Raw genomic sequence first — 19,365 nt, 5'->3', positions numbered from 1 at the left:
TCTCTTCCGTCCGGCGTCTCCAGCGAAGAGGTCCAGCATTGAGTGTTCAGGCCCTCGATCCCGGGATGGGTGCCGCCGCGGCGGCCGGCCCCCCGGTGGAGCGCGCGCGGAAGGCCTCGCTGGCCTGGCTCGGCGTCGTGCCCTTCTTCGCCTTCGCCATCCTCTTCCTGATCGCCCCGACCTTCTATCTCGTGGTCGGCGCCTTCCAGAACCCGGCAGGCGGCTTCACGCTCGCCAACATCGCGGGCCTCTTCCAGTCGCAGATCCTCTCGGCCTACTGGATCTCGATCCGCATCAGCCTCGCTTCGGCAGGGCTCGGCGCGATCCTCGGCTTCTTCCTGGCCTATGCGATCGTCCATGGCGGGCTGCCGGCCTGGATCCGCTCCTCCGTCGTCACCTTTTCCGGCGTCGCCTCCAACTTTGCGGGCATCCCGCTCGCCTTCGCCTTCCTCGCCACGCTCGGGCGCATCGGCCTCGTCACCTGGTTCCTGAACGAGGCCTTCGGCATCAACATCTATCGCCTCGGCTTCAACCTCCTGAGCTTCTGGGGCCTGACGATCACCTATCTCTACTTTCAGATTCCGCTGATGGTGCTGATCATCACGCCCGCCCTCGACGGGCTGAAGCGGGAATGGCGCGAGGCCTCCTCGATCCTGGGCGCCTCCAACTGGCAGTATTGGCGCATGGTGGCGCTGCCCGTGCTCTTCCCGAGCCTCATGGGCTGCTTCCTGCTCCTCTTCGCCAACGCCTTCGGCGCCATCGCGACGGCCTATGCCCTGACCGGCTCCTCGCTCAACATCGTGCCGATCCTCCTCTACGCGCAGATCCGGGGCGACGTGCTCTACAACCCCAATCTCGGCTATGCCCTGGCCTTCGGCATGATCGTCATCACCGGCTGCTCCAACCTCCTCTACATCTGGCTGCGGGCGCGCACCGAGCGGTGGCTGCGATGAAGGCGCCCCGGCTCCTCGCCTCCCTCGCAGTGCTGCTCGCCGCCCTTTATTTCCTGCTGCCGCTCTGGGCGACCTTCCAGTTCTCGCTCTCCATGCTGCGCGGGCAATGGAGCTTCGAGGCCTATCGCGTCGTCTTTTCCGACGACCGGTTCCAGAATACGTTCCTGTTCTCGGTCGTCTGCGCGCTGGCGACCATCGTGCTCGGCACGCTCCTCGTCGTTCCGACGGCCTATTGGGTGCGCCTGCGCCTGCCGCGCCTGCGCCCCTATGTCGAGTTCATCACGCTCCTGCCGCTGGTGATCCCGCCGATCGTCCTCGTGTTCGGCTACCTGCGTCTCTACAATTCGTCCTCCTGGCTGCCCTTCACCGGTTCGGTCTGGGGCACCAACGTGATCCTCGTCTTCGGCTACACGGTGCTGGCGCTGCCCTACATGTACCGGGCGGTGGATACCGGCCTCCAGGCGATCGACATCCGCACGCTCACCGAGGCCGCCGAGAGCCTCGGGGCCAGGCGCTCCACCATCCTGTCCCAGGTCATCCTGCCGAACGTCCGGGCGGCCGTCCTGTCCGGCGCCTTCCTCACCTTTGCCATCGTGATCGGCGAGTTCGTGCTGGCGAGCCTTCTCAACCGGCCGGCCTTCGGTCCCTATCTCCAGAACGTCGGCGCCAACCGGGCCTACGAGCCGGCGGCGCTGGCGATGATCGCCTTTGCCGTCACCTGGGGCTGCATGGTGCTCCTGCATCTCCTGGGCGGCTCCGACCCGGGCCGGGCGCGCTCTCTCTTCAAACCCAAGGTCAAGGCGGTTCCATGAGCTTTCTCGAGATCGCGGGCGTCGCCAAGAGCTTCGGCCCGACCACGGTGCTGCACGGGTTCGACCTCTCGGTGGAAAAGGGCGAGTTCGTCACCTTCCTCGGGCCGTCCGGCTGCGGCAAGACCACGATGCTGCGCATCGTCGCCGGCTTCGAGACGGCGAGCCGCGGCACGATCCGCATCGACGGGGAGGACGTGACCGATCTCGCCCCCAACGCCCGGCGGATCGGCATGGTGTTCCAGGCCTATGCGCTCTTTCCGAACATGACGGTGGCCGACAACGTCGCCTTCGGCCTCAAGGTCGCCGGCATGCCGAAGGCGGAGCGCCGGGGTCGGGTCGAGGACATGCTGCGCCTCATCGGCCTGCCCAAGATCGCCGACCGATACCCTTATCAGCTCTCCGGTGGCCAGCAGCAGCGCGTGGCGCTCGCGCGCGCCATCGCGCCCCGGCCGCGCGTCCTGCTGCTCGACGAGCCCTTGTCGGCGCTCGACGCCAAGATCCGCGTGTCCTTGCGCACCGAGATCCGCGACCTCCAGCGCGAGCTCGGCATCACCACGATCTTCGTGACGCACGACCAGGAGGAGGCGCTCTCCATGTCGGACCGCATCGTGGTCATGTCGGAAGGGCGCATCGAGCAGGTCGGCACGCCCTTCGAGATCTACAACCGCCCGCGCACGCGCTTCGTCGCCTCCTTCGTCGGCACGCTGGGCCTCCTGAAGGGCGAGGTCGTGCACGGCGACCGGGTGATCGTGGACGGGCAGGAGATCGAGGCGAATGCCGGCGAGGCGCGGGTCGGCGACACCGTGACCCTCGCGCTTCGGCCGGAATCCCTCTCGCTGACGGCCAGCCGCGAGCGCTCCAACGAGCTGCGCGGCGAGATCACGGCCGTCGCCTTTCTCGGCTCGGTGGTGCGCCTGCGCGCGCGCTTCGGCCACGACGAGCTTCTGATCGACACGTTCAACGACCCTGCCGCGCCGCCCCCCGGCCACGGCTCGACGGTGAAGGTCTACTTCTCGCCGGCTGACGTCCTGTGCCTGGCCGCCGAGCCGGGCGGGCCGGGCCTGGGCCTGCGCCCGACGCCGCCGGTGCAGGGACTGCGCACGCCGCTCGCGGTCTGAACGCGATCGCCCCATCTTGTTTCGGAGCCGGAGCGCACGACATGTGCGGCTCTGAAGGGCTGCCGAGCCGGGGATTCGAAGCGCATTGAGCATCAACGACATTCGAGAGCCGGCGCTGGGCGCCGGCCCCGCCCTTTATGCGCGCGGCGCCGACGCGGCCGGACTGCGGCTCTCGCTCGTCGCGGTGACGCGGGCGGGCGCCGAGGCGCCGCGCCTCGAGGCGGAGGGCGCCGAGCCCGTCTCCCTCGCCCTGCGCGCGGAACTCTTCGATCATGCCGTCTGGGGCGCGGAGTTCTCGCTGCCCGTCGGGCCGGACGCCGGCTACCGGCTGGACGGGAAGCGCTTTCCCGTCGTCACCGACCTCTCCGGCGACGTCGCGATCGGCTTCGTCTCCTGCAACGGCCAGGAAAAAGGCGACGAGGCGCGCAGCCATGAGGACCGGGACGTGATGTGGCGCAGGCTCGCCGCCGAGCATCGCACGCGGCCCTTCGTCCTGCTGCTTCACGGCGGCGACCAGCTCTATGCCGACGAGGCGGTGGAGGCGCATCCCGAGACGCGCCGCTGGGCCGGGCTCTCCATCGACGACAAACCGGGCGTCGCGTGGACGCCGGACATGGAAGACGCCGTGCGCGGCTACTTCTTCCGGCGTTATCTCGCGCTGATGCGCCAGCCGGCCTTTGCCGAACTCGCCGCCTGCGTGCCCTCCCTGATGATCTGGGACGACCACGACATCTTCGACGGCTGGGGCAGCCATCCCGCCGGGCTACAGGAAAGCCCGGTGGCGCTAGGCCTCTTCCGGGCGGCGCGCGAGATGTTCGTCCTGTTCCAGCTCGGCGCCGATCCCGCCGCGCTCCCGTCCACCTGCCGCGACCGGACGGGCGCGAGCTTCTCGCAGGACGCCCGCTTCCCCGGCTTCTGCGTGCTCCTGCCGGACCTGCGATCGGAACGCACGCCCGAGCGCGTCATGGGGCCGGAAGGCTGGGCCGCCTTCGAGGCGGGCCTCGGCGCGGCGCCGGACGGCGACCGTCGCATCGTGGTGTCGAGCGTGCCCGCGCTCGGACCGCGCCTGTCGCTCGTTGAGGCGCTTCTCGACCTTTATCCCGGCCAGCAGCAATATGAGGACGATCTGCGCGACCAGTGGCAGAGCCGCGGGCATCGCGCCGAATGGGTGCGCTTCCTCTCGAGCCTGGAGCGCGAGGCGGTGGAGCGCGGCGGGCCGGTCACGGTCGTGTCCGGCGAGATCCATCTGGCGACGCGCGGCGAGATGCGCCTGTCCGACGGCACGTCGCTGCACCAGCTCGTGGCGTCGGGCATTACCCATCCCAAGCCCCCGGCCGCGATGGCGGTCGGCCTCGGTTTCCTGTCGCGCCTCGGCCACGCGCCGCTGCCCGGCCGGCCGATCCGCCTCAAGCGCCTGCCGGGGCAGGGGGCGGTCTATACGGCCGAGCGGAACTATCTCGTCCTGCGCCGCCGCGCCGGGCATTGGACGGCCGCCTGGGAGCTCGAGGAATCGGGCCGCACGCCCGAAATCGGGCTCTGACGCAGGGTCATCCTCCGACCGGCCAGAACAGCGCGATCAGCGGCACGCCCACGAAGAGCACGATGGCCGAGAGCGGCAGGCCGAGGCGCCAGTAGTCGCCGAATCGGTAGCCGCCGGGTGCCATGACGATCGTGTTGCACTGGTGCCCGATCGGCGTGAGGAAGTCGCAGGCCGCGCCGAGCGCCACCGCCATCAGGAACGGGTCGGGGTTGAGGCCCAGCCGGATCGCGAGGCTGCCGGCGATCGGGCCGAGCATCAGCACGGTGGCTGCGTTGTTGAGGAACGGCGTCACGGCCATGGCGAGCAGCGTCACCATGAAGAGCGATGCGATAGGCGAAAGGCCATGCAGCGCGCCCGACAGCCAGCCGGCGATGAGATCGGTGCCGCCCGTGGTCTGGATCGCCTCCGAGAGCGGGATCAGGGCGGCCAGCAGCACGATCACGGAGGCCTCCACCGTCTGATACGCCTCGTGCATGCTCATGACGCGCAGGAGGAGCAGGATCACCGCCGCCCCGAAGAAGGCCGCGACCGCGCTGACGAAGCCCGTCGCCGTCAGCGCCATGGCGGCGATCAGGATGCCGAGCGGAATGAAGGAGCGGCGTGAGCGGCCGAGCACGATGGAGCGCTCGGCCAAGGGCAGGATGCGCATTTCGGCCAGCGCCGCCGGCACGCTTTCGCTGGTGCCCTTCAGGACGAGGACGTCGCCTTCCCGCAGGCGCAGGGAGGCGAGGCGCTGCTCGATCGGGCGTCCGGATCGGCTGACCGCCAGCACCGCAACACCATGCGCCGATTCCAGCGCCAGCTTGCCGAGCCGAGAGCCGATGATCGGCGACTGCGGCGTGACGACGCCTTCCACCACGCTTTCGGTCTCGATGTCGCCGCCCGTCGGAAGGTCGCCTGTCAGCGACAGGCCGGCGCGCGCGACAGCGCGCTCGATGCCTTCCGGCTCGCCGCCCAGAAGCAGAAGGTCGCCCGCCTTCAGGACCATGCCGGGCGTCGGCTCGTGGCGGCGGAAGCGCTCGCGGATCACGAGGCGCACCGCGATGTCGTTGTCGGCCGCAAGCTCAAGTTCCGCCACGGTCCGGCCGGCCATGGTCGAGCCTTCCGGGATTTCGGCCTCCGCGGTGTAGGCGTCGAGGGCGAAGGCGTCGCCCATGCCGCCGGCGGGCTTGCGCTTGGGGATGAGGCCGGAGGCGAGCGACAGGAACAGGAAGCCGACGATCACGACGCCGAGCCCGACGGGCGCGTAGTCGAACATGGCGAAAGGCTGGCCCGTCATGTCCTGCCGGATCTTGGAGACGATGATGTTGGGCGAGGTGCCGACCAGCGTCACCAGCCCGCCGATCAGCGAGCCGAAGGCCATGGGCATGAGGAGTTGCGAGACGGAGGTGCCGTTCTTGCGCGAGACCTGGGCGGCGATCGGCATGAACATGGCGAGCGCGCCGACGTTCTTGGTGACCATCGACAAGAGCGTCACCGCGCCGACCAGCACCATGACCTGCCGCGGCGCCGTCTTCATGAAGGGCATGACCGGGCGCATGATGTCCTCGACCACGCCCGAGCGCGCGATGGCCGCGCTGACGAGGAGCGCCGCCACGACGATCACCACCACGTCGTCGGCGAAGCCCGTGAAGGCGCTCTTCACCGGCACGATGCCCGTCGCCACCCCGGCCAGCAGGCCGAGAAGGGCGATCAAGTCGTAGGGCAGGCGCCCCCAAACGAAGCCGGCGACGGTGAGGCCGACGAGGCCGAAGGCGAGGGCTTGGTCGAGGGTCATGGACGCTCACGCGGCGGGGAAGGGAAAGCGAGGCGGAAAAAAGGCGGCGTGGATCGGTGCGCGTCGAACGAAAGGCGGCTCTTGCCGTTACCCCGCTCGATGCGGCGCCGTCGCCCGCATCCGGGGGACGCTTGAGCATGACACAAGGTGGCGCCGGGATCGCATCCGGCAATAAGGGCGTGACAACGGTTCAGGCCGCGCTGGGGCGCACGGCCCTTCTGGCAGGCCTGCTTCTCGCGCTCGCGATCGGCGCCTTCGGATGGACGGTCTGGCAGGACGCGCGCCGCGAGGCGGCGGCCACCGGCAACGGCGCCATCGTGGCCGAGGCCGAGCGGTTCCTCTCGATGATGACCAGCATCGAGACCTCGACGCGCGGCTTCGTCATCGCGGGCACGGAGGAGTTCCTGTCGCCCTTCCGCCAGAACGTCGCCGACCTGCCGGCCCAGTTCGCGCGGATGGAGGCGGTCTGGGAGGCGGGCGGCGGCGATCCCGCGCGGCTGGCCCGGCTGAAGGAGTTGTCCGATCAGGAGGTCGCCTTCGAGACCGAGATCGTGCGCGTGCGCACCGAGCAGGGCATGGAGCCCGCCGCCGAACTCGTCCGGTCGGGCGCCGGCAAGCGCATCATGGACGACATCCGCACGGAAATCGGCACCGCGCAGGCCAATGCGCAGAAGCGCGTGAACCTGGCCGACTCGACCGCCCATCGCAACGACCTCGTCGCCAATGTCGCCTTCCTGGCGGCGATCCTCTCGGCTGCGGCGCTCGCCTTCATCGCCTTTCGCCGCCATGTGGAGAGCCGGCGGGCGAGCGGGCTCCTGTCGGCCGTTCTGGAAAACTCGCCGGTCGCGATCGGTTTCGTCGGACGCGACGGGCGCCTCGGCCGGCTGAACCCCGCCTTCGCCCAGGCGGGGTCGAGCCTCGGCCGCGAAGTGGTGGTGTCGGACTCGCTCCTCGACCTCTTCCCGAACGACCATGTGATGCTGGAGCGCATGCTGGACGAGACGCTGCGCTGGGGCCGCGTGCACAACGGCGTGGAACTGCGGGCGGGCGATGCGGACGCCGAGCAGATCTATCTCGCCAGCATCTACCCGCTTCGCGCCGAAGGTCATACGGCGCACGAGACGGTGGGCGCCGGCGTCGTGCTCACCAACGCCACCAAGCGCCTCAGGGCCGAGCGGCAGCTCGCCTATTCGGAAACGCGCTTCCGCTCGCTGATCGAGGCGACCTCGGCCATCGTCTGGTCCGTGCCGAGCTCGGGGCGCTTCTCCGGCGACCAGCCCGGCTGGGCCGCCTTCACCGGCCAGTCGGAGGAGGACTATTCCGGCTTCGGCTGGACGGAGGCGCTGCACCCGGAAGACCGGGAGCGGAGCGCGGAGGCCTGGAAGCGGGCCGTGGCCGGAGAGGCGACCTACAAGATCGAGCACCGGGTGCGCCGCGCCGACGGCGAATGGCGCGACATGCTCGCCCGCGCCGTGCCGATCCGCGGGCCGGACGGGGCGATCGCCGAATGGGTCGGCACCCATACCGACATCACCGACCAGAAGCGGATCGCCGCCGAGCTCGGCCATTCCAACGAGCAGTTCCGGATCATCGCCGACAACATCCCCCAGTTCGCCTGGATCGCGAGCCCGAGCGGCGACATCGACTGGTACAATCAGCGCTGGTTCGACTACACCGGCACCACCATGGAGGAGATGCGCGGGCACGGCTGGATGAAGGTCCACCATCCCGACCATCTCGACCGGGTGCGCGAGCAGCTCATGCGCTCCTTCACGGAAGGGGTGAAGTGGGAGGACACCTTCCCCTTGCGCGGCGCGGACGGCACCTATCGCTGGTTCCTGTCCCAGGCCATCCCGATCCGCGACGAGGCGGGGACGATCACCCGCTGGTTCGGCACCAACACCGACATCACCTCGCAGCGCGCCGCCGAGCAGGAGCTCGCCGCCGCCAAGGAGGCGGCCGAAAACGCCAACCGCGCCAAGTCCCAGTTCATCGCCAACATGAGCCACGAGCTGCGCACGCCGCTCTCGGCCGTGATCGGCTATGCCGAGATGCTGGAGGAGGAGGTCGAGGATCTCGGCGAGGCGCATCTCCTGACCGACCTCAAGAAGATCGAGCAGAACGCCCGCCACCTCCTCAGCCTGATCAACGACGTGCTCGACCTCTCCAAGATTGAGGCCGAGCGGATGGACGTCTATGCTGAGAGCTTCGCGCTTTCGGACGTGCTCGACGAGGTGGCTTCCACGGTCGGCTCGCTGATCGCCAAGAAGAACAACCGCCTCCAGGTGGAGAAGGGCGCCGAGATCGGCGAGTTGCACACCGACCAGGTCAAGCTGCGCCAGTGCCTGATCAACCTCCTGTCCAACGCGGCGAAGTTCACCGAAGAAGGCACGATCACCCTGTCGGCCAGCCGCGAGCCGCAGGAGGGCGGGGACTGGATCCGGCTGGAGGTGACCGACACCGGCATCGGCATGACGCCGGAACAGCTCGAGCGCCTGTTCGAGCGCTTCGCGCAGGCCGACGAATCCACCACGCGCAAGTTCGGCGGCACGGGGCTCGGCCTTGCCATCACCCGCGCCTTCTGCCGGCTGCTCGGCGGCGACATCGGGGTCACCTCCGAGCCGGGGCACGGCACCACCTTCACGATCCGCATTCCCGCCGAGGTGGAGCCGCCGGCCGAGGACCTCGCGCCCGAGATCGCCGCCGCGCAGACGCCGACGGACGGCGGCGCGGGTCTGGTGCTCGCCATCGACGACGACCCGCATGCGCGCGAACTCGTTACCCGCTTCCTGCTGCGCGAAGGCTTCTCGGTGCGCACGGCGGCCGACGGCCTGAGCGGTCTGGAAATGGCCCGGCTCCTGAAGCCGGACGTGATCCTTCTGGACGTCACCATGCCCAAGATGGACGGCTGGGCGGTGCTGACCGAGCTGAAGGGCGATCCGGACGTCTCGCACATCCCCGTCGTGATGATCACCATCATCGACGAGCACAGCCTCGGCTACGCGCTGGGCGCCGCGGACTATCTCCTGAAGCCGGTGGAGTGGAACCGCCTGAAATCGGTGCTCGACCGCTTCCGCACCGAGGACAACGGGCTGATCCTGGCCGTGGACGACGACGAGGACGGGCTCCACCGCACCGCCACCATGCTGGAGCGCGAGGGGCTGAAGGTGATCACCGCGCTCAACGGGCGCGAGGCCCTGGCGCGGATGGAGGTCGAACGGCCCGGTCTCATCCTCCTCGACCTCGTGATGCCCGAGATGGACGGGTTCGCCTTCCTCAAGGCCATGCGCGAGCGCGGCGAATGGCGCGAGATCCCCGTCGTGGTGCTCACCTCCAAGGACCTGACCGCCGAGGAGATGCGCTTTCTCCAGGGCCAGGCCGAGGACATCTTCACGAAAGGAGACGTGGATCTGAGGGACCTTGCGTCCCAGATCCGCGTTATGGTCGCGCAAGGCACACTTTCCGGGCCGCATGGCCTTGCGCAGACGGGACAGTCCGGATCGGAGCCGACGACATGACACGCATCCTGCTGGTCGAGGACCACGAGGAAATCTGGGACTTCCTGTCCCGCCGCCTCCAGCGGCGCGGCTACGAGGTGGTGCTGGCCCATGACGGGCAGGACGGGATCGAGAAGGCGCGGGGTACTGCGCCGGACATCATTCTTCTCGACATGAACCTGCCGGTGCTCGACGGCTGGACCGCCGCGCGCACCATGCGGGCCGACGCATCCATGCCCCGCATTCCCATCATAGCGCTGACCGCCCACGCCATGTCCGGCGACAAGGAGAAGACGCTGGCCGCCGGCTGCGACGACTACCACGCCAAGCCCGTCGACTTCTCCAAGCTGCTCGGCCAGATCGAGGCGCTGCTGCCCCAGGCGGCCGCAGCATCCGCTTGAGCTTCGAATGGCTGTGGCGTTTCGCCGGTCGCCAGGCCGGCCCGCGTGACGGGCAGGGGCTGAATCTCGGCGAGCTGGATGTGGCGGTCGGGGCGCCGGTTCCCCGACCGGCGCCGGCCCCGCTCCGCCGCGACAGTGTCGAGGCGACGATCGCGCTCAAGATCCTCTCCGCGCACCTTGCCAACTTCCGGCAGGTTTCCTTCCCGCTGACGCTGGACTTCCGGTCGATGTCACCCGAAGAGGCCGTCCTGGCCGTCGATGCGGCCGCGTCGGCGCTGGAGGCCGACGAGACGGGATGGGCCGATGAAGCCCGGCGCGAACGGGCCGTCGAGACCCTGATGCGGCTCGGTGCCGAAGCGGACATTGTCGCGCCCCTGCGTCGTCCGGATGCGCCGGTGACGAGCGTCGGCGCGCTTTCGGCGGCGGCGCACCGCCTCGACAAGGCGGCCCACGCCTATGCGGTCTCGCTCCTGGTGCTCGGCCAGCGCTCAGGCGTTGCGCAGGCCTATCTTACCTATCTCGCGGCGCGGCTCGGCCTCACCGCCAACGTGGTGGGCAGCCTCAACCGGCGCTTTCGCGGGTGAGTTCGCGCAGCGCCGTCTGGACGGTGTCCGATTCCAGGAGCAGCGTGCGCGACAGGTCGGCCAGCGTCACCCAGCCGATCACCGGGCCGGACCCTTGCGTCACGGCGAGGCGGCGGACGCGATGGGCGGTCATCGTGTCCATCGCCGCCTGAAGGCTGTCGTCGGCGCGGCAGGAGATCAGCGGCGAGGACATGACGTCGCGGGCGCGGATCTGCGAGGAATCGAGACCGCGCGCCACGACGCGGTAGAGGATGTCGCGGTCGGTGACGACGCCCTTCGGGTCGTCCGGCGTGCCGATCGGGAGGCAGCCGACGTCGAGATCGCCCATGGTCACGGCGAGTTCCGTGACGGGATCGTCCGGATCGGCAAACTCGATATGCCGGTTCATGACGTCGCGGATCTTCACGGGGGCATATCCTGGTGCGGGAAGGGTGCTCCTCTAACGTATCACGCGTTCAACGGTTCGAAGCGGGGAACAAATACCGCGACGCGGCATTCTTCGATCCGGCGTGTCTCCTACCTGACGGGATCGATCCCTTGAACATTCAACCGAATGAATCCGACTTCGCGTCCACCCTCGCGAAGCCGGGCCTGCAGAAGTCGCGCGTCCAGGCCGGCCGGCCGTTCCCGCGTGGTGCCACATGGGACGGCCTGGGCGTCAACTTCGCCCTGTTCTCGGCCAACGCGACCAAGGTCGAGCTGTGCCTCTTCGACGAGACGGGCACGACCGAGCTCGAGCGCATCGTGCTGCCCGAGTACACCAACGAGGTGTTCCACGGCTATCTGCCCGACGCGCGCCCTGGCCTTGTCTACGGATACCGCGTCCACGGCCCTTACGAGCCCGACGCCGGCCACCGCTTCAACCCCAACAAGCTGCTCCTCGACCCCTATGCCAAGCAGCATTTGGGCGAGCTGAAGTGGGACCACGCCCTGTTCGGCTACACGATCGGCCATGCCGACGGCGACCTGTCCTTCGACGAGCGCGATTCGGCCGCCTTCGTGCCGAAGTCGCAGATCGTCGACCCCGCCTTCACCTGGGGCAACGACCGCCGGCCGAACGTGCCCTGGGAGCGGACGATCTTCTACGAGACCCACGTCAAGGGCTTCACGCAGCGCCATCCGAGCCTCTCCGACCGCGACCGGGGCAAATTCTCCGGCCTCGCGCACCACGACGTCGTCGAATACATCAAGAGCCTCGGCGTCACCTCCGTCGAGCTCCTGCCGATCCACGCCTTCGTCGACGACAGCTATCTCGTGGAGAAGGGGCTCCGCAACTTCTGGGGCTACAACACGCTCGGCTTCTTCGCGCCCGACCCGCGCTACATGTCGACGCCCTTCGTCAACGAGTTCAAGGAACTCGTCTCGACCTTCCACCACCATGGGCTCGAGGTCATCCTCGACGTCGTCTACAACCACACGGCTGAAGGCAACGAGAACGGGCCGACCCTCTCGTTCAAGGGCATCGACAACGCGACCTACTACCGGCTCCTGCCGGACAACAAGCGCTACTACATCAACGACACGGGCACGGGGAACACCGTCAACACGTCGCATCCGCGCGTGATGCAGCTTGTCATGGACAGCCTGCGCTACTGGGCCGGCGAGATGCGGGTGGACGGGTTCCGCTTCGACCTCGCGACCATTCTGGCGCGCGAGCCGACGGGCTTCTCGGAGGAGTCCTCCTTCCTCCATGCCACCATGCAGGATCCGTTGCTCTCCCAGGTCAAGCTGATCGCCGAGCCCTGGGACTGCGGTCCCGGCGGCTATCAGGTCGGTCGCTTCCCGCCGGGCTGGGCCGAGTGGAACGACGGCTACCGCGACACGGTGCGCGCCTACTGGCGCGGCGACGAGGGCAAGGTTCCGGCGGTCGCCGGCAAGATCTCGGCCTCGGCCGACCTCTTCAACAATCGCGGCCGCCAGCCCTGGTCGAGCGTCAACTTCATCACCGCCCATGACGGTTTCACGCTGCACGACCTCGTCTGCTACAACGACAAGCACAACGAGGCGAATGGCGAGGACAATCGCGACGGCCACTCGCACAACCTCTCGAACAATTACGGCGTCGAGGGGCCGACCGAGGACGCCGAGATCAACAGCGTCCGCTTCCGGCAGTTGCGCAACTTCTTCGCGACGCTGCTCCTTTCCCGCGGCACGCCGATGATCCTGGCGGGCGACGAGTTCGCCCGCACGCAAGGCGGCAACAACAACGCCTATGCCCAGGACAACGAGATCGGCTGGGTCGACTGGAACGTCTCGCAGGACGGCGAGGACCTCGCCGAGTTCGTGCAGAAGCTGATCATGCTGCGCCAGGCGCTGCCGATGCTGCGTCGCGGTCGGTTCCTCCAGGGCCGTTTCGACGAGGAGATCGGCGCCAAGGACGTGACGTGGATGTCGCCGTCGGGCGGCGAGATGCAGCAGACCGAGTGGGACGATGCCGGCGCGCGCTGCTTCGGTGTGCTGCTCGACGGGCGGGCGCAGGCCGAGGGCATCAAGCGCGTCGGCTCGGACGCGACCATGCTCCTGATCCTCAACGCGCATCACGACGTGGTAAACTTCAAGCTGCCGGCGGCTCCCGGCGGGCGACGCTGGCACTGTATCATCGACACCAACGTGCCGAACCGCGACGAGCTCGTGCCTTTCGACTTCGACAGCGACTACATGGTGACGGGCCGCTCGTTGCTCGCCTTCATCCTGGAGCCGGAAGACGGCTACTCGCTGTCGGACGAGGCGCACCAGGCTTTCGCCCACGTGTCGGAAGCCTTCCAGCGCGCGGCGGCCGAAAAGGTCCATATCGTCCGGCCCGAGAAGGGCTGAACAAAGGCACGGCGCAAGGCGCAAAGCCGAAAGAAAAAGGGTCGCCCCGTTCGGGGCGGCCCTTTTTTCGTTGCCTCGGTGGCCGAAGCGGGTTGGGACGGGCCGGTGCGGCGGGGAGGGGGCTTCGCCGTCAGACGGCGGTGACGGCAGGTTCGACCCGGGTCTCGTCGGTCACGTTGGGAGCGGCCGGCGTTTCCGGCTCCGGCGCCTTCTGGCCGGACATGTCGAGAGCGGCGGCAAGGGCGCCGTTGATGGTCGTGACCAGCGCGTCGGCATGGACGCGGCGCTTCAGCTCCTGGAGCATGGCCGGATCGCGCTGGCGCCAGATGCCGATCAGAATGCGCGCGCGGGGCGCGACCCGATGGACGCGCCGGACGGCCTGACGCAGATGCACGGTCGACAGCGGCTCGATGAAGGAGAGGCAGACGAGGGCGACGCCTTCGGCGTCCGCCCGCGAAGGCGGGTCGGCCTGGAGGCCGGCGAGGCTTACGGCCTCGGCGCGCAAGCCATGGCGCGTCAGCACCTGGGCGAGCATCGCCGTTACCGCGCCGTCCAGCGCGTTGGAACCGGAGAGGCACACGACCGGCCGCTCGCCCCGCCAGGCGGGAGCGAGATCCTGCCGACGCTGGACGATCCGGGTCACTTCCTGGTCTGGGCCGGCGGCGTCCACCGCGGCGGCTGCTTCCGCGTTCAGCGTCTTGCCCCGACGGCTCGTCTGGGCGGAGGTGCGCACGCTCTTCAACCCGTCCACAAGCTCCAGCGTCGAGTGCTGGAGGGTTTCGAGGCGATCGCCCTCCACGGCGAAGCGCGCGACGTCCTCGTGCGCGATGCGCAGGCCCTCGAGCGCCACCTCGTCGTAATAGGTGGCGAGCTCGCGCTCGCGCAGGAACTCGTAGGCCTGGTCGATCGCCTCGCGCGGCTCGCCCGCCAGCATGCGCTGATAGAAGATCTGCGGCGGCGAGAGCGCCGGCCGGTCGCCGAACATCACGTCGATGAAGGCGAGGCGAGGCACATGGCGGCCCATGACGACAAGGCAGATGGTGAGCGGCGTCGCGAGGATCAGGCCGACGGGACCCCACAGGAAGGCCCAGATCGTGGCGGCCAGGAGGATGGCGACCGGCGAGAGGCCGGTGGAATGGCCGTAGAGGACGGGCTCCACGACGTTGGAGAGGATCGCCTCGGCGCCGAGATAGAGGACGGCGGTCCAGATCACCATGGACCAGCCGGGATCGACGGCGAAGGCGAGAAGCATCGGCAGGCCAGCGCCAATGAAGCCGCCGACATAGGGAATGAAGCGCAGGATGCCGCCGAGAATGCCCCAGAGCGCGGGGCTCGGCACGCCGAGGAGCCAGAGGCCGAGCGCGGTGACCACGCCGAAGGCCGCGTTCACGCCGAGCTGGAACAGGAGGAGCTTCGACAGGCGCTTGGCCGCGTCGTCGATCGCCGCCGTGGTCTGCTGGAGATCGTCGGTGCCGGCGAGGCGGATGAAGCGGTTCCGCAGATCCTCGCGCTGGAGGAGGATGAAGATCGCGAAGATGATGACGACGCCGAAGGTCGCGAGCGGCTGGAGAAGCGGCAGGGCGATGGCGCTGATCGTTCCGAAGAGCGAGCCGTCGTTCTCGACGGTGACCGGGATCGGGCGGCGGATCGGATTGCCGTCCTGCGCGTCGGCGCCGACCTCGGCCGGCGAGGCCATGGCCTGGATGTCGGCGGCCATTTCCTCCAGCGCGATGGCGGCGCGGCTGAACGGGCCGTCGCCCGTCGCCTGCGCGGAGGCCGACAGCGACTGGAGCTTTTCCTGCACCGTCAGGCGATAGGAGGGGATCTCGCCGACCAGGGACGTAATCTGCAGGGCGATCACGAAGCCGAGCGCGAGGATCACCACCGTCGCGGCCAGGATCGCGCCGCTGATCGCCAGCATGCGCGGCACCCGAAGCCGCTGCAGCCCGATCACGATGGGGGCGAGAATGAAGGCGAGAAGAATGCCGAGCGCGAAGGGGACGAAAATCTCGCGACCGAGCGTCAGGATCGCGGCGATCGTCAACGTCAGCACGCCGATCGCCAGCGCCGTGAACAAGGGAAGCGCGCGGCGCAGCATCTGCGATGTGACGATATCCAACGCCCGGCAACTCCCCACGGCGTCGGACGGTTGCGACGCGAACGCTGGCAAACGCGCCTTCACCGGATCGGTTCCCCGGGTATCGGTCTAATCGGTTTACCGTGCTCAACCGGTCGTCATGCGCTGAGGGCATGGCTGCCGCGCCGAATCAACTCTTCAAACCGGCACCGGGAAGGCCCATCTTCCTGTCAACGAAACAAGGTCACTACCCGAAAGGACGACCTCGATGACCCCCCGCAACAACCGCACGCGCTCCATCGGCCAGCGGATCCGCAGCATGACCGAGACCTTCGGCGGCATCGCGGCGTGCGCGGCGGCGGCCGAGGCCGGCAAGCGCCCCTCGCGGGCCGCTCTCAAGGCTGCCGGCATCGAGCCGAGCGCCTTCGACGACGTCAAGCTCGGCTGATCGCCGAATCTTAACAAGCTATGCATGGAAAGGGCGGCTTCCTCGCGGAAGCCGCCCTTTTTCGTTCGGGAGGAACCGACCGGGCTCAGTCCTCGTCGGCCGCCATCTGCGACAGGAGCTTGCCGCGGCCGCGCGCGCGCAGGATCATCGGGCCCACCAGCGCAAGGAGCGCAAGGGCGAGCAGCACGATGGCGAGCCAGGAATGGACCAGGATCGTCGGGTCGCCCTGGCTGATCGCCAGCGCCCGGCGCAACTGCTGCTCCGCCATCGGTCCGAGGATCAGGCCGACGACCACCGGCGCGATCGGATAGCCGAAGCGGCGCAGCATGTAGCCCATCAGGCCGAACAGGAGCAGCATGCCGAGTTCGACCGGCGAGGGGTTGGCGCCGATGCAGCCGAGCGTCGCGAAGACCAGAATGCCGGCATAGAGCCAGGGCCGGGGGATGGTCAGGAGACGCACCCAGAGGCCGATCAGCGGCAGGTTGAGCACCACCAGCATCAGGTTCGCGATCAGGAGGCTGGCGACGAGGCCCCAGACGATCTGCGGCGAGGTGATGAAGAGAAGCGGACCCGGCTGGAGGCCGAACTGCTGGAAAGCGGCCAGCATGATCGCGGCGGTGGCCGAGGTCGGCAGGCCGAGCGTCAGAAGCGGCACCAGCGTGCCCGCAGCCGAGGCGTTATTGGCGGCCTCGGGGCCCGCGACGCCCTCGATGGCGCCGTTGCCGAACTCTTCCGGATGCTTGGTGAGGTTCTTCTCCATCGAGTAGGACAGGAACGTGCCGATCTCGGCGCCGCCGGCCGGCATGGCGCCGATCGGGAAGCCGACCGCCGTGCCGCGCAGCCACGGCTTCCAGGAGCGCTTCCAGTCCTCCTTGGTCATCCAGAGCGAGCCCTTGACCGCCTCGATCGTGTCGGGCGTGCGGCTGGCGGCTGCAGCCACCACGAGGCACTCGCCGATGGCGAACAGCGCGACGGCCAGCGTCGTGACTTCGATCCCGTCGAGAAGGTTGGCCGAGATGCTGCCGAAGAGGCCCGCGAGCGTCGCCCAGAGACCGTGCAGGGACGCTGTGGGATCGGCGGCCATCCCCTGGAAATACTGAGCGATGGGGGTGAGCGTCAGGCGCGCCTGGCCGGTCTGGAGGTCGATGCCGACGAGGCCGAGCGTCAGTCCGACGATCAGGGCCGTCAGGCCGCGCAGGGCCGAGTCGCCGAAGGCCGCCGACACGGTGACGAAAGCGAGCAGCATCAGCGCAAAATACTCGGCCGGGCCGAAGGAGAGCGCGAAGGACACGATGATCGGTGCCAGAAAGGCGAGGCCGAGCGTGGCGATGAGGCCCGCGACGAAGGAACCTATGGCGGCGGTGGCGAGGGCCGGTCCGCCGCGCCCCTTGCGGGCCATCTTGTTGCCTTCGAGCGCGGTGATGATCGAGGCGCTCTCGCCGGGCGTGTTGAGGAGGATCGAGGTCGTCGAGCCGCCGTACATGCCGCCGTAGTAGATGCCCGCGAACATGATCAGCGAGCCGGCCGCGTCGAGCTGGTAGGTCACCGGCAGGAGCAGGGCGACCGTCAGAGCCGGGCCGATGCCCGGCAGGACGCCGACGGCCGTGCCGAGCGTCACGCCGATCAGCGCGTAGAGAAGGTTCATCGGCTCGGCGGCCGTCGCCAGGCCTTGGCCGAGAAGCGCGAAGGTATCCATCGCTTAAAACCCGTGTTTCGAGCGGGCGCGGCCGGCCCCTCGGAGGGGGGCGGGCGCGAGGAAGGGGCTTGAGCCTCCGGCGTTCGTCGGAGGCAGAGGTCTCAGCCGAACAGGCGTTCCAGCGGGCCGGCGGGCAGCGCCAGGTTCAGCACCTTCGTGAACATCAGCCAGATCGCGAGGCTGAGCAGGATGCCGATCGGGACCGACACGTAGAGCTTGCGCTTGCCGAAGGCGCGGGCGGTGGCCGCGAAGAGGAGCCCGGTGGCGATCGAGAAGCCCGCCGTGGTCAAGAGCAGAAGCTGGGCCGCGAGGCCGCCCACGATCCAGACGATCGGCGCCGCCTCGTCGTGGTCGCGCTCGGGAAAGTCGCCGCGCCACGCCTCGACCATCGTCCAGACGGACAGGCCGAGAAGCGCGAAGCCGATCAGGGTCGGGAAGGTCGCCGGACCGATGCGGGCATAGGCACCGCCGCCGACCTGGCTGGCGTCGAGCAGCACGAGGAGGCCGAGGATTCCCAGCCCGACGCCGATGGCAAACGCCGCCCGGTCGGGGCGGCGTTCGGTCGGCTCATGGTCCGACGGAGCGGTCATTACTGGACGAGACCGATCGCGGTGAGGACTTCCTTGGTGTCCTCGATGTTCTTGGCAAGCTCGGTCTTGAACTCCTCGCCGGCCAGGAACGTGTTGGTCCAGTTGTTGCGCTCGAGGACGGCCTTCCACTCGGGCGTCTCGACCATCTTCTGGATGTTGTCGGTGATCGCGGTCGTCTGCTCGGCCGAGATGCCGGGCGCAGCGGCGACCATGCGCCAGTTCTGCAGCTCCATGTCGATGCCGGCTTCCTTCAGCGTCGGGGCCTCGGAGCCCGGCACGCGCTCGTCGCCCGTCGTCGCCAGAAGGCGGAGCGTGCCTGCCTTCACCTGGGCCTCGAACTCGCCGTAGCCCGAGATGCCGGCCGCGACCTGCTGGCCGAGAATGGCGGCCAGCGCCTCGCCGCCGCCGGAGAAGGCGATGTAGTTGATGGCCTTCGGGTCGGCGCCGACGGCCTGCGCCAGGAGGCCGGCCGCGATGTGGTCGGTGCCGCCGGCCGAGCCGCCGGCGATCGCCACGGCGCCCGGATTCTCCTTCATCGCCTTCACCAGGTCGTCGATCGTCTGGTAGGGCGAGGCGGCGGGCACCACGATGGCCTCGTCCTCGCCGGTGAGGCGGGCGATCGGCGTCACCTGATCGAGCGTGACCGGCGACTTGTTGGTGAGGATGCCGCCGACCATGACGTAGCCGCCGACCAAGAGCGCGTTCGGATTGCCGGCCTTGGTGGAGACGAACTGCGCAAGACCGATCGTGCCGGCGGCGCCGGGAACGTTCACCACCTGCACGTTGCTGGCGAGCTTGGTCTCCTGCAGCACGTTCTGCATGGCGCGGGCGGTCTGGTCCCAGCCGCCGCCGGGCGAAGCCGGGGCCATGATCTCGTAGGCGGGCGCCTGGGCGAAGGCGCTGGTGGAGACGAGAAGCGCGGCGAGCGCGCCCAGAATCATGGACTTCATGGATGGGTCCTCCCGGATGGCGACGCGGATGCGCCGGTGAAAGCGGACGATGGTCGCGGGGAGACGAGGCGGCGACGAGAGCGTCGTCCTCTTGTGACCGTCGTGCCC

Annotated in this window: 15 protein-coding genes; 9 read left to right on the top strand and 6 right to left on the bottom strand. The window is 68.8% G+C overall.

Translation table 11 applies throughout. The features are described from left to right. Positions 1 to 65: 65 nt before the first annotated feature. From O5O54_RS08000 to O5O54_RS07985, 4 genes are all read left to right on the top strand, one after another. Complete coding sequence (locus O5O54_RS08000) at positions 66 to 953, top strand: ABC transporter permease subunit (protein ID WP_279480786.1); 888 nt, start codon at positions 66 to 68, stop codon at positions 951 to 953. Next, on the top strand, positions 950 to 1,765 hold the full coding sequence (locus O5O54_RS07995; protein WP_279480486.1) for an ABC transporter permease: 816 nt from the start codon (positions 950 to 952) through the stop codon (positions 1,763 to 1,765). Before O5O54_RS08000 ends, O5O54_RS07995 begins: the two co-directional genes overlap by 4 nt. After that, a complete protein-coding gene (locus O5O54_RS07990; RefSeq protein ID WP_279480484.1) occupies positions 1,762 to 2,883 on the top strand; it encodes an ABC transporter ATP-binding protein in 1,122 nt (373 codons plus the stop codon). The genes O5O54_RS07995 and O5O54_RS07990 overlap by 4 nt, the downstream gene beginning before the upstream one ends. 85 nt (positions 2,884 to 2,968) lie before the next feature. Further along, the gene (locus O5O54_RS07985) at positions 2,969 to 4,423 is read left to right on the top strand and encodes an alkaline phosphatase D family protein (protein WP_279480480.1); all 1,455 of its coding nucleotides are present in this window, start codon (positions 2,969 to 2,971) and stop codon (positions 4,421 to 4,423) included. 7 nt (positions 4,424 to 4,430) lie between these two features. Here the strand turns inward: O5O54_RS07985 and O5O54_RS07980 are convergent, their stop codons facing one another. Further along, positions 4,431 to 6,200 carry an SLC13 family permease gene (locus O5O54_RS07980; protein WP_279480478.1) on the bottom strand — a complete coding sequence of 590 codons (1,770 nt, stop codon included), beginning with the start codon at positions 6,198 to 6,200 and terminating at the stop codon, positions 4,431 to 4,433. Positions 6,201 to 6,337: 137 nt separating this feature from the next. Here O5O54_RS07980 and O5O54_RS07975 point away from each other — a divergent pair, with 137 nt between their 5' ends. The 3 genes from O5O54_RS07975 to O5O54_RS07965 are packed head-to-tail and all read left to right on the top strand — an operon-like array spanning position 6,338 to position 10,682. Then, positions 6,338 to 9,718, top strand: coding sequence for a response regulator (locus O5O54_RS07975; RefSeq protein WP_279480476.1), 3,381 nt, complete (start codon positions 6,338 to 6,340; stop codon positions 9,716 to 9,718). After that, positions 9,715 to 10,098, top strand: a complete 384-nt coding sequence (locus O5O54_RS07970) for a response regulator (protein WP_279480474.1) — start codon at positions 9,715 to 9,717, stop codon at positions 10,096 to 10,098. The genes O5O54_RS07975 and O5O54_RS07970 overlap by 4 nt, the downstream gene beginning before the upstream one ends. Next, a complete protein-coding gene (locus tag O5O54_RS07965) occupies positions 10,095 to 10,682 on the top strand; it encodes a DUF533 domain-containing protein (protein ID WP_279480472.1) in 588 nt (195 codons plus the stop codon). The genes O5O54_RS07970 and O5O54_RS07965 overlap by 4 nt, the downstream gene beginning before the upstream one ends. Here the strand turns inward: O5O54_RS07965 and O5O54_RS07960 are convergent. After that, positions 10,660 to 11,088 carry a CBS domain-containing protein gene (locus O5O54_RS07960; protein WP_279480470.1) on the bottom strand — a complete coding sequence of 143 codons (429 nt, stop codon included), beginning with the start codon at positions 11,086 to 11,088 and terminating at the stop codon, positions 10,660 to 10,662. The two genes, O5O54_RS07965 and O5O54_RS07960, sit on opposite strands and share 23 nt — an antisense overlap. 137 nt (positions 11,089 to 11,225) lie before the next feature. On the opposite strand from O5O54_RS07960, the gene glgX reads away from it, so the two are divergent. After that, positions 11,226 to 13,496, top strand: coding sequence for a glycogen debranching protein GlgX (gene glgX / locus O5O54_RS07955; RefSeq protein WP_279480784.1), 2,271 nt, complete (start codon positions 11,226 to 11,228; stop codon positions 13,494 to 13,496). Between the two features lie 130 nt (positions 13,497 to 13,626). Here glgX and O5O54_RS07950 read toward each other — a convergent pair whose 3' ends face one another. Then, complete coding sequence (locus O5O54_RS07950; RefSeq protein ID WP_279480469.1) at positions 13,627 to 15,615, bottom strand: AI-2E family transporter; 1,989 nt, start codon at positions 15,613 to 15,615, stop codon at positions 13,627 to 13,629. 226 nt (positions 15,616 to 15,841) lie between these two features. Between O5O54_RS07950 and O5O54_RS07945 the strand changes: the two genes are divergently transcribed. Beyond that, positions 15,842 to 16,021, top strand: coding sequence for a hypothetical protein (locus O5O54_RS07945; RefSeq protein ID WP_279480467.1), 180 nt, complete (start codon positions 15,842 to 15,844; stop codon positions 16,019 to 16,021). A gap of 85 nt (positions 16,022 to 16,106) precedes the next feature. Here the strand turns inward: O5O54_RS07945 and O5O54_RS07940 are convergent, their stop codons facing one another. The 3 genes from O5O54_RS07940 to O5O54_RS07930 all read right to left on the bottom strand — a co-directional run bounded on the left by O5O54_RS07940 (position 16,107) and on the right by O5O54_RS07930 (position 19,257). Further along, positions 16,107 to 17,717 carry a tripartite tricarboxylate transporter permease gene (locus tag O5O54_RS07940; protein WP_279480466.1) on the bottom strand — a complete coding sequence of 537 codons (1,611 nt, stop codon included), beginning with the start codon at positions 17,715 to 17,717 and terminating at the stop codon, positions 16,107 to 16,109. Positions 17,718 to 17,818: 101 nt separating this feature from the next. Beyond that, positions 17,819 to 18,307, bottom strand: coding sequence for a tripartite tricarboxylate transporter TctB family protein (locus tag O5O54_RS07935; protein WP_279480464.1), 489 nt, complete (start codon positions 18,305 to 18,307; stop codon positions 17,819 to 17,821). Beyond that, positions 18,307 to 19,257 (bottom strand): tripartite tricarboxylate transporter substrate binding protein, encoded by a 951-nt coding sequence (locus O5O54_RS07930; RefSeq protein ID WP_279480462.1) that lies wholly within the window; start codon positions 19,255 to 19,257, stop codon positions 18,307 to 18,309. Before O5O54_RS07930 ends, O5O54_RS07935 begins: the two co-directional genes overlap by 1 nt. Positions 19,258 to 19,365: the final 108 nt, after the last annotated feature.

Origin of the sequence: Aureimonas sp. SK2 (genome assembly GCF_029813115.1) — a bacterium.
Lineage (GTDB): Bacteria > Pseudomonadota > Alphaproteobacteria > Rhizobiales > Rhizobiaceae > Aureimonas.
This window is presented reverse-complemented; position numbering and strand designations above follow the sequence as displayed.

What these genes read in the sequence shown, in the direction of transcription:
- O5O54_RS08000 (WP_279480786.1), top strand. Translation starts at nt 66, where the DNA reads ATGGGTGCCGCCGCGGCGGCCGGCCCCCCGGTGGAGCGCGCGCGGAAG.
- O5O54_RS07995 (WP_279480486.1), top strand. Translation starts at nt 950, where the DNA reads ATGAAGGCGCCCCGGCTCCTCGCCTCCCTCGCAGTGCTGCTCGCCGCC.
- O5O54_RS07990 (WP_279480484.1), top strand. Translation starts at nt 1,762, where the DNA reads ATGAGCTTTCTCGAGATCGCGGGCGTCGCCAAGAGCTTCGGCCCGACC.
- O5O54_RS07980 (WP_279480478.1), bottom strand. Translation starts at nt 6,200, where the DNA reads ATGACCCTCGACCAAGCCCTCGCCTTCGGCCTCGTCGGCCTCACCGTC.
- O5O54_RS07975 (WP_279480476.1), top strand. Translation starts at nt 6,338, where the DNA reads ATGACACAAGGTGGCGCCGGGATCGCATCCGGCAATAAGGGCGTGACA.
- O5O54_RS07970 (WP_279480474.1), top strand. Translation starts at nt 9,715, where the DNA reads ATGACACGCATCCTGCTGGTCGAGGACCACGAGGAAATCTGGGACTTC.
- O5O54_RS07945 (WP_279480467.1), top strand. Translation starts at nt 15,842, where the DNA reads ATGACCCCCCGCAACAACCGCACGCGCTCCATCGGCCAGCGGATCCGC.
- O5O54_RS07940 (WP_279480466.1), bottom strand. Translation starts at nt 17,717, where the DNA reads ATGGATACCTTCGCGCTTCTCGGCCAAGGCCTGGCGACGGCCGCCGAG.
- O5O54_RS07935 (WP_279480464.1), bottom strand. Translation starts at nt 18,307, where the DNA reads ATGACCGCTCCGTCGGACCATGAGCCGACCGAACGCCGCCCCGACCGG.
- O5O54_RS07930 (WP_279480462.1), bottom strand. Translation starts at nt 19,257, where the DNA reads ATGAAGTCCATGATTCTGGGCGCGCTCGCCGCGCTTCTCGTCTCCACC.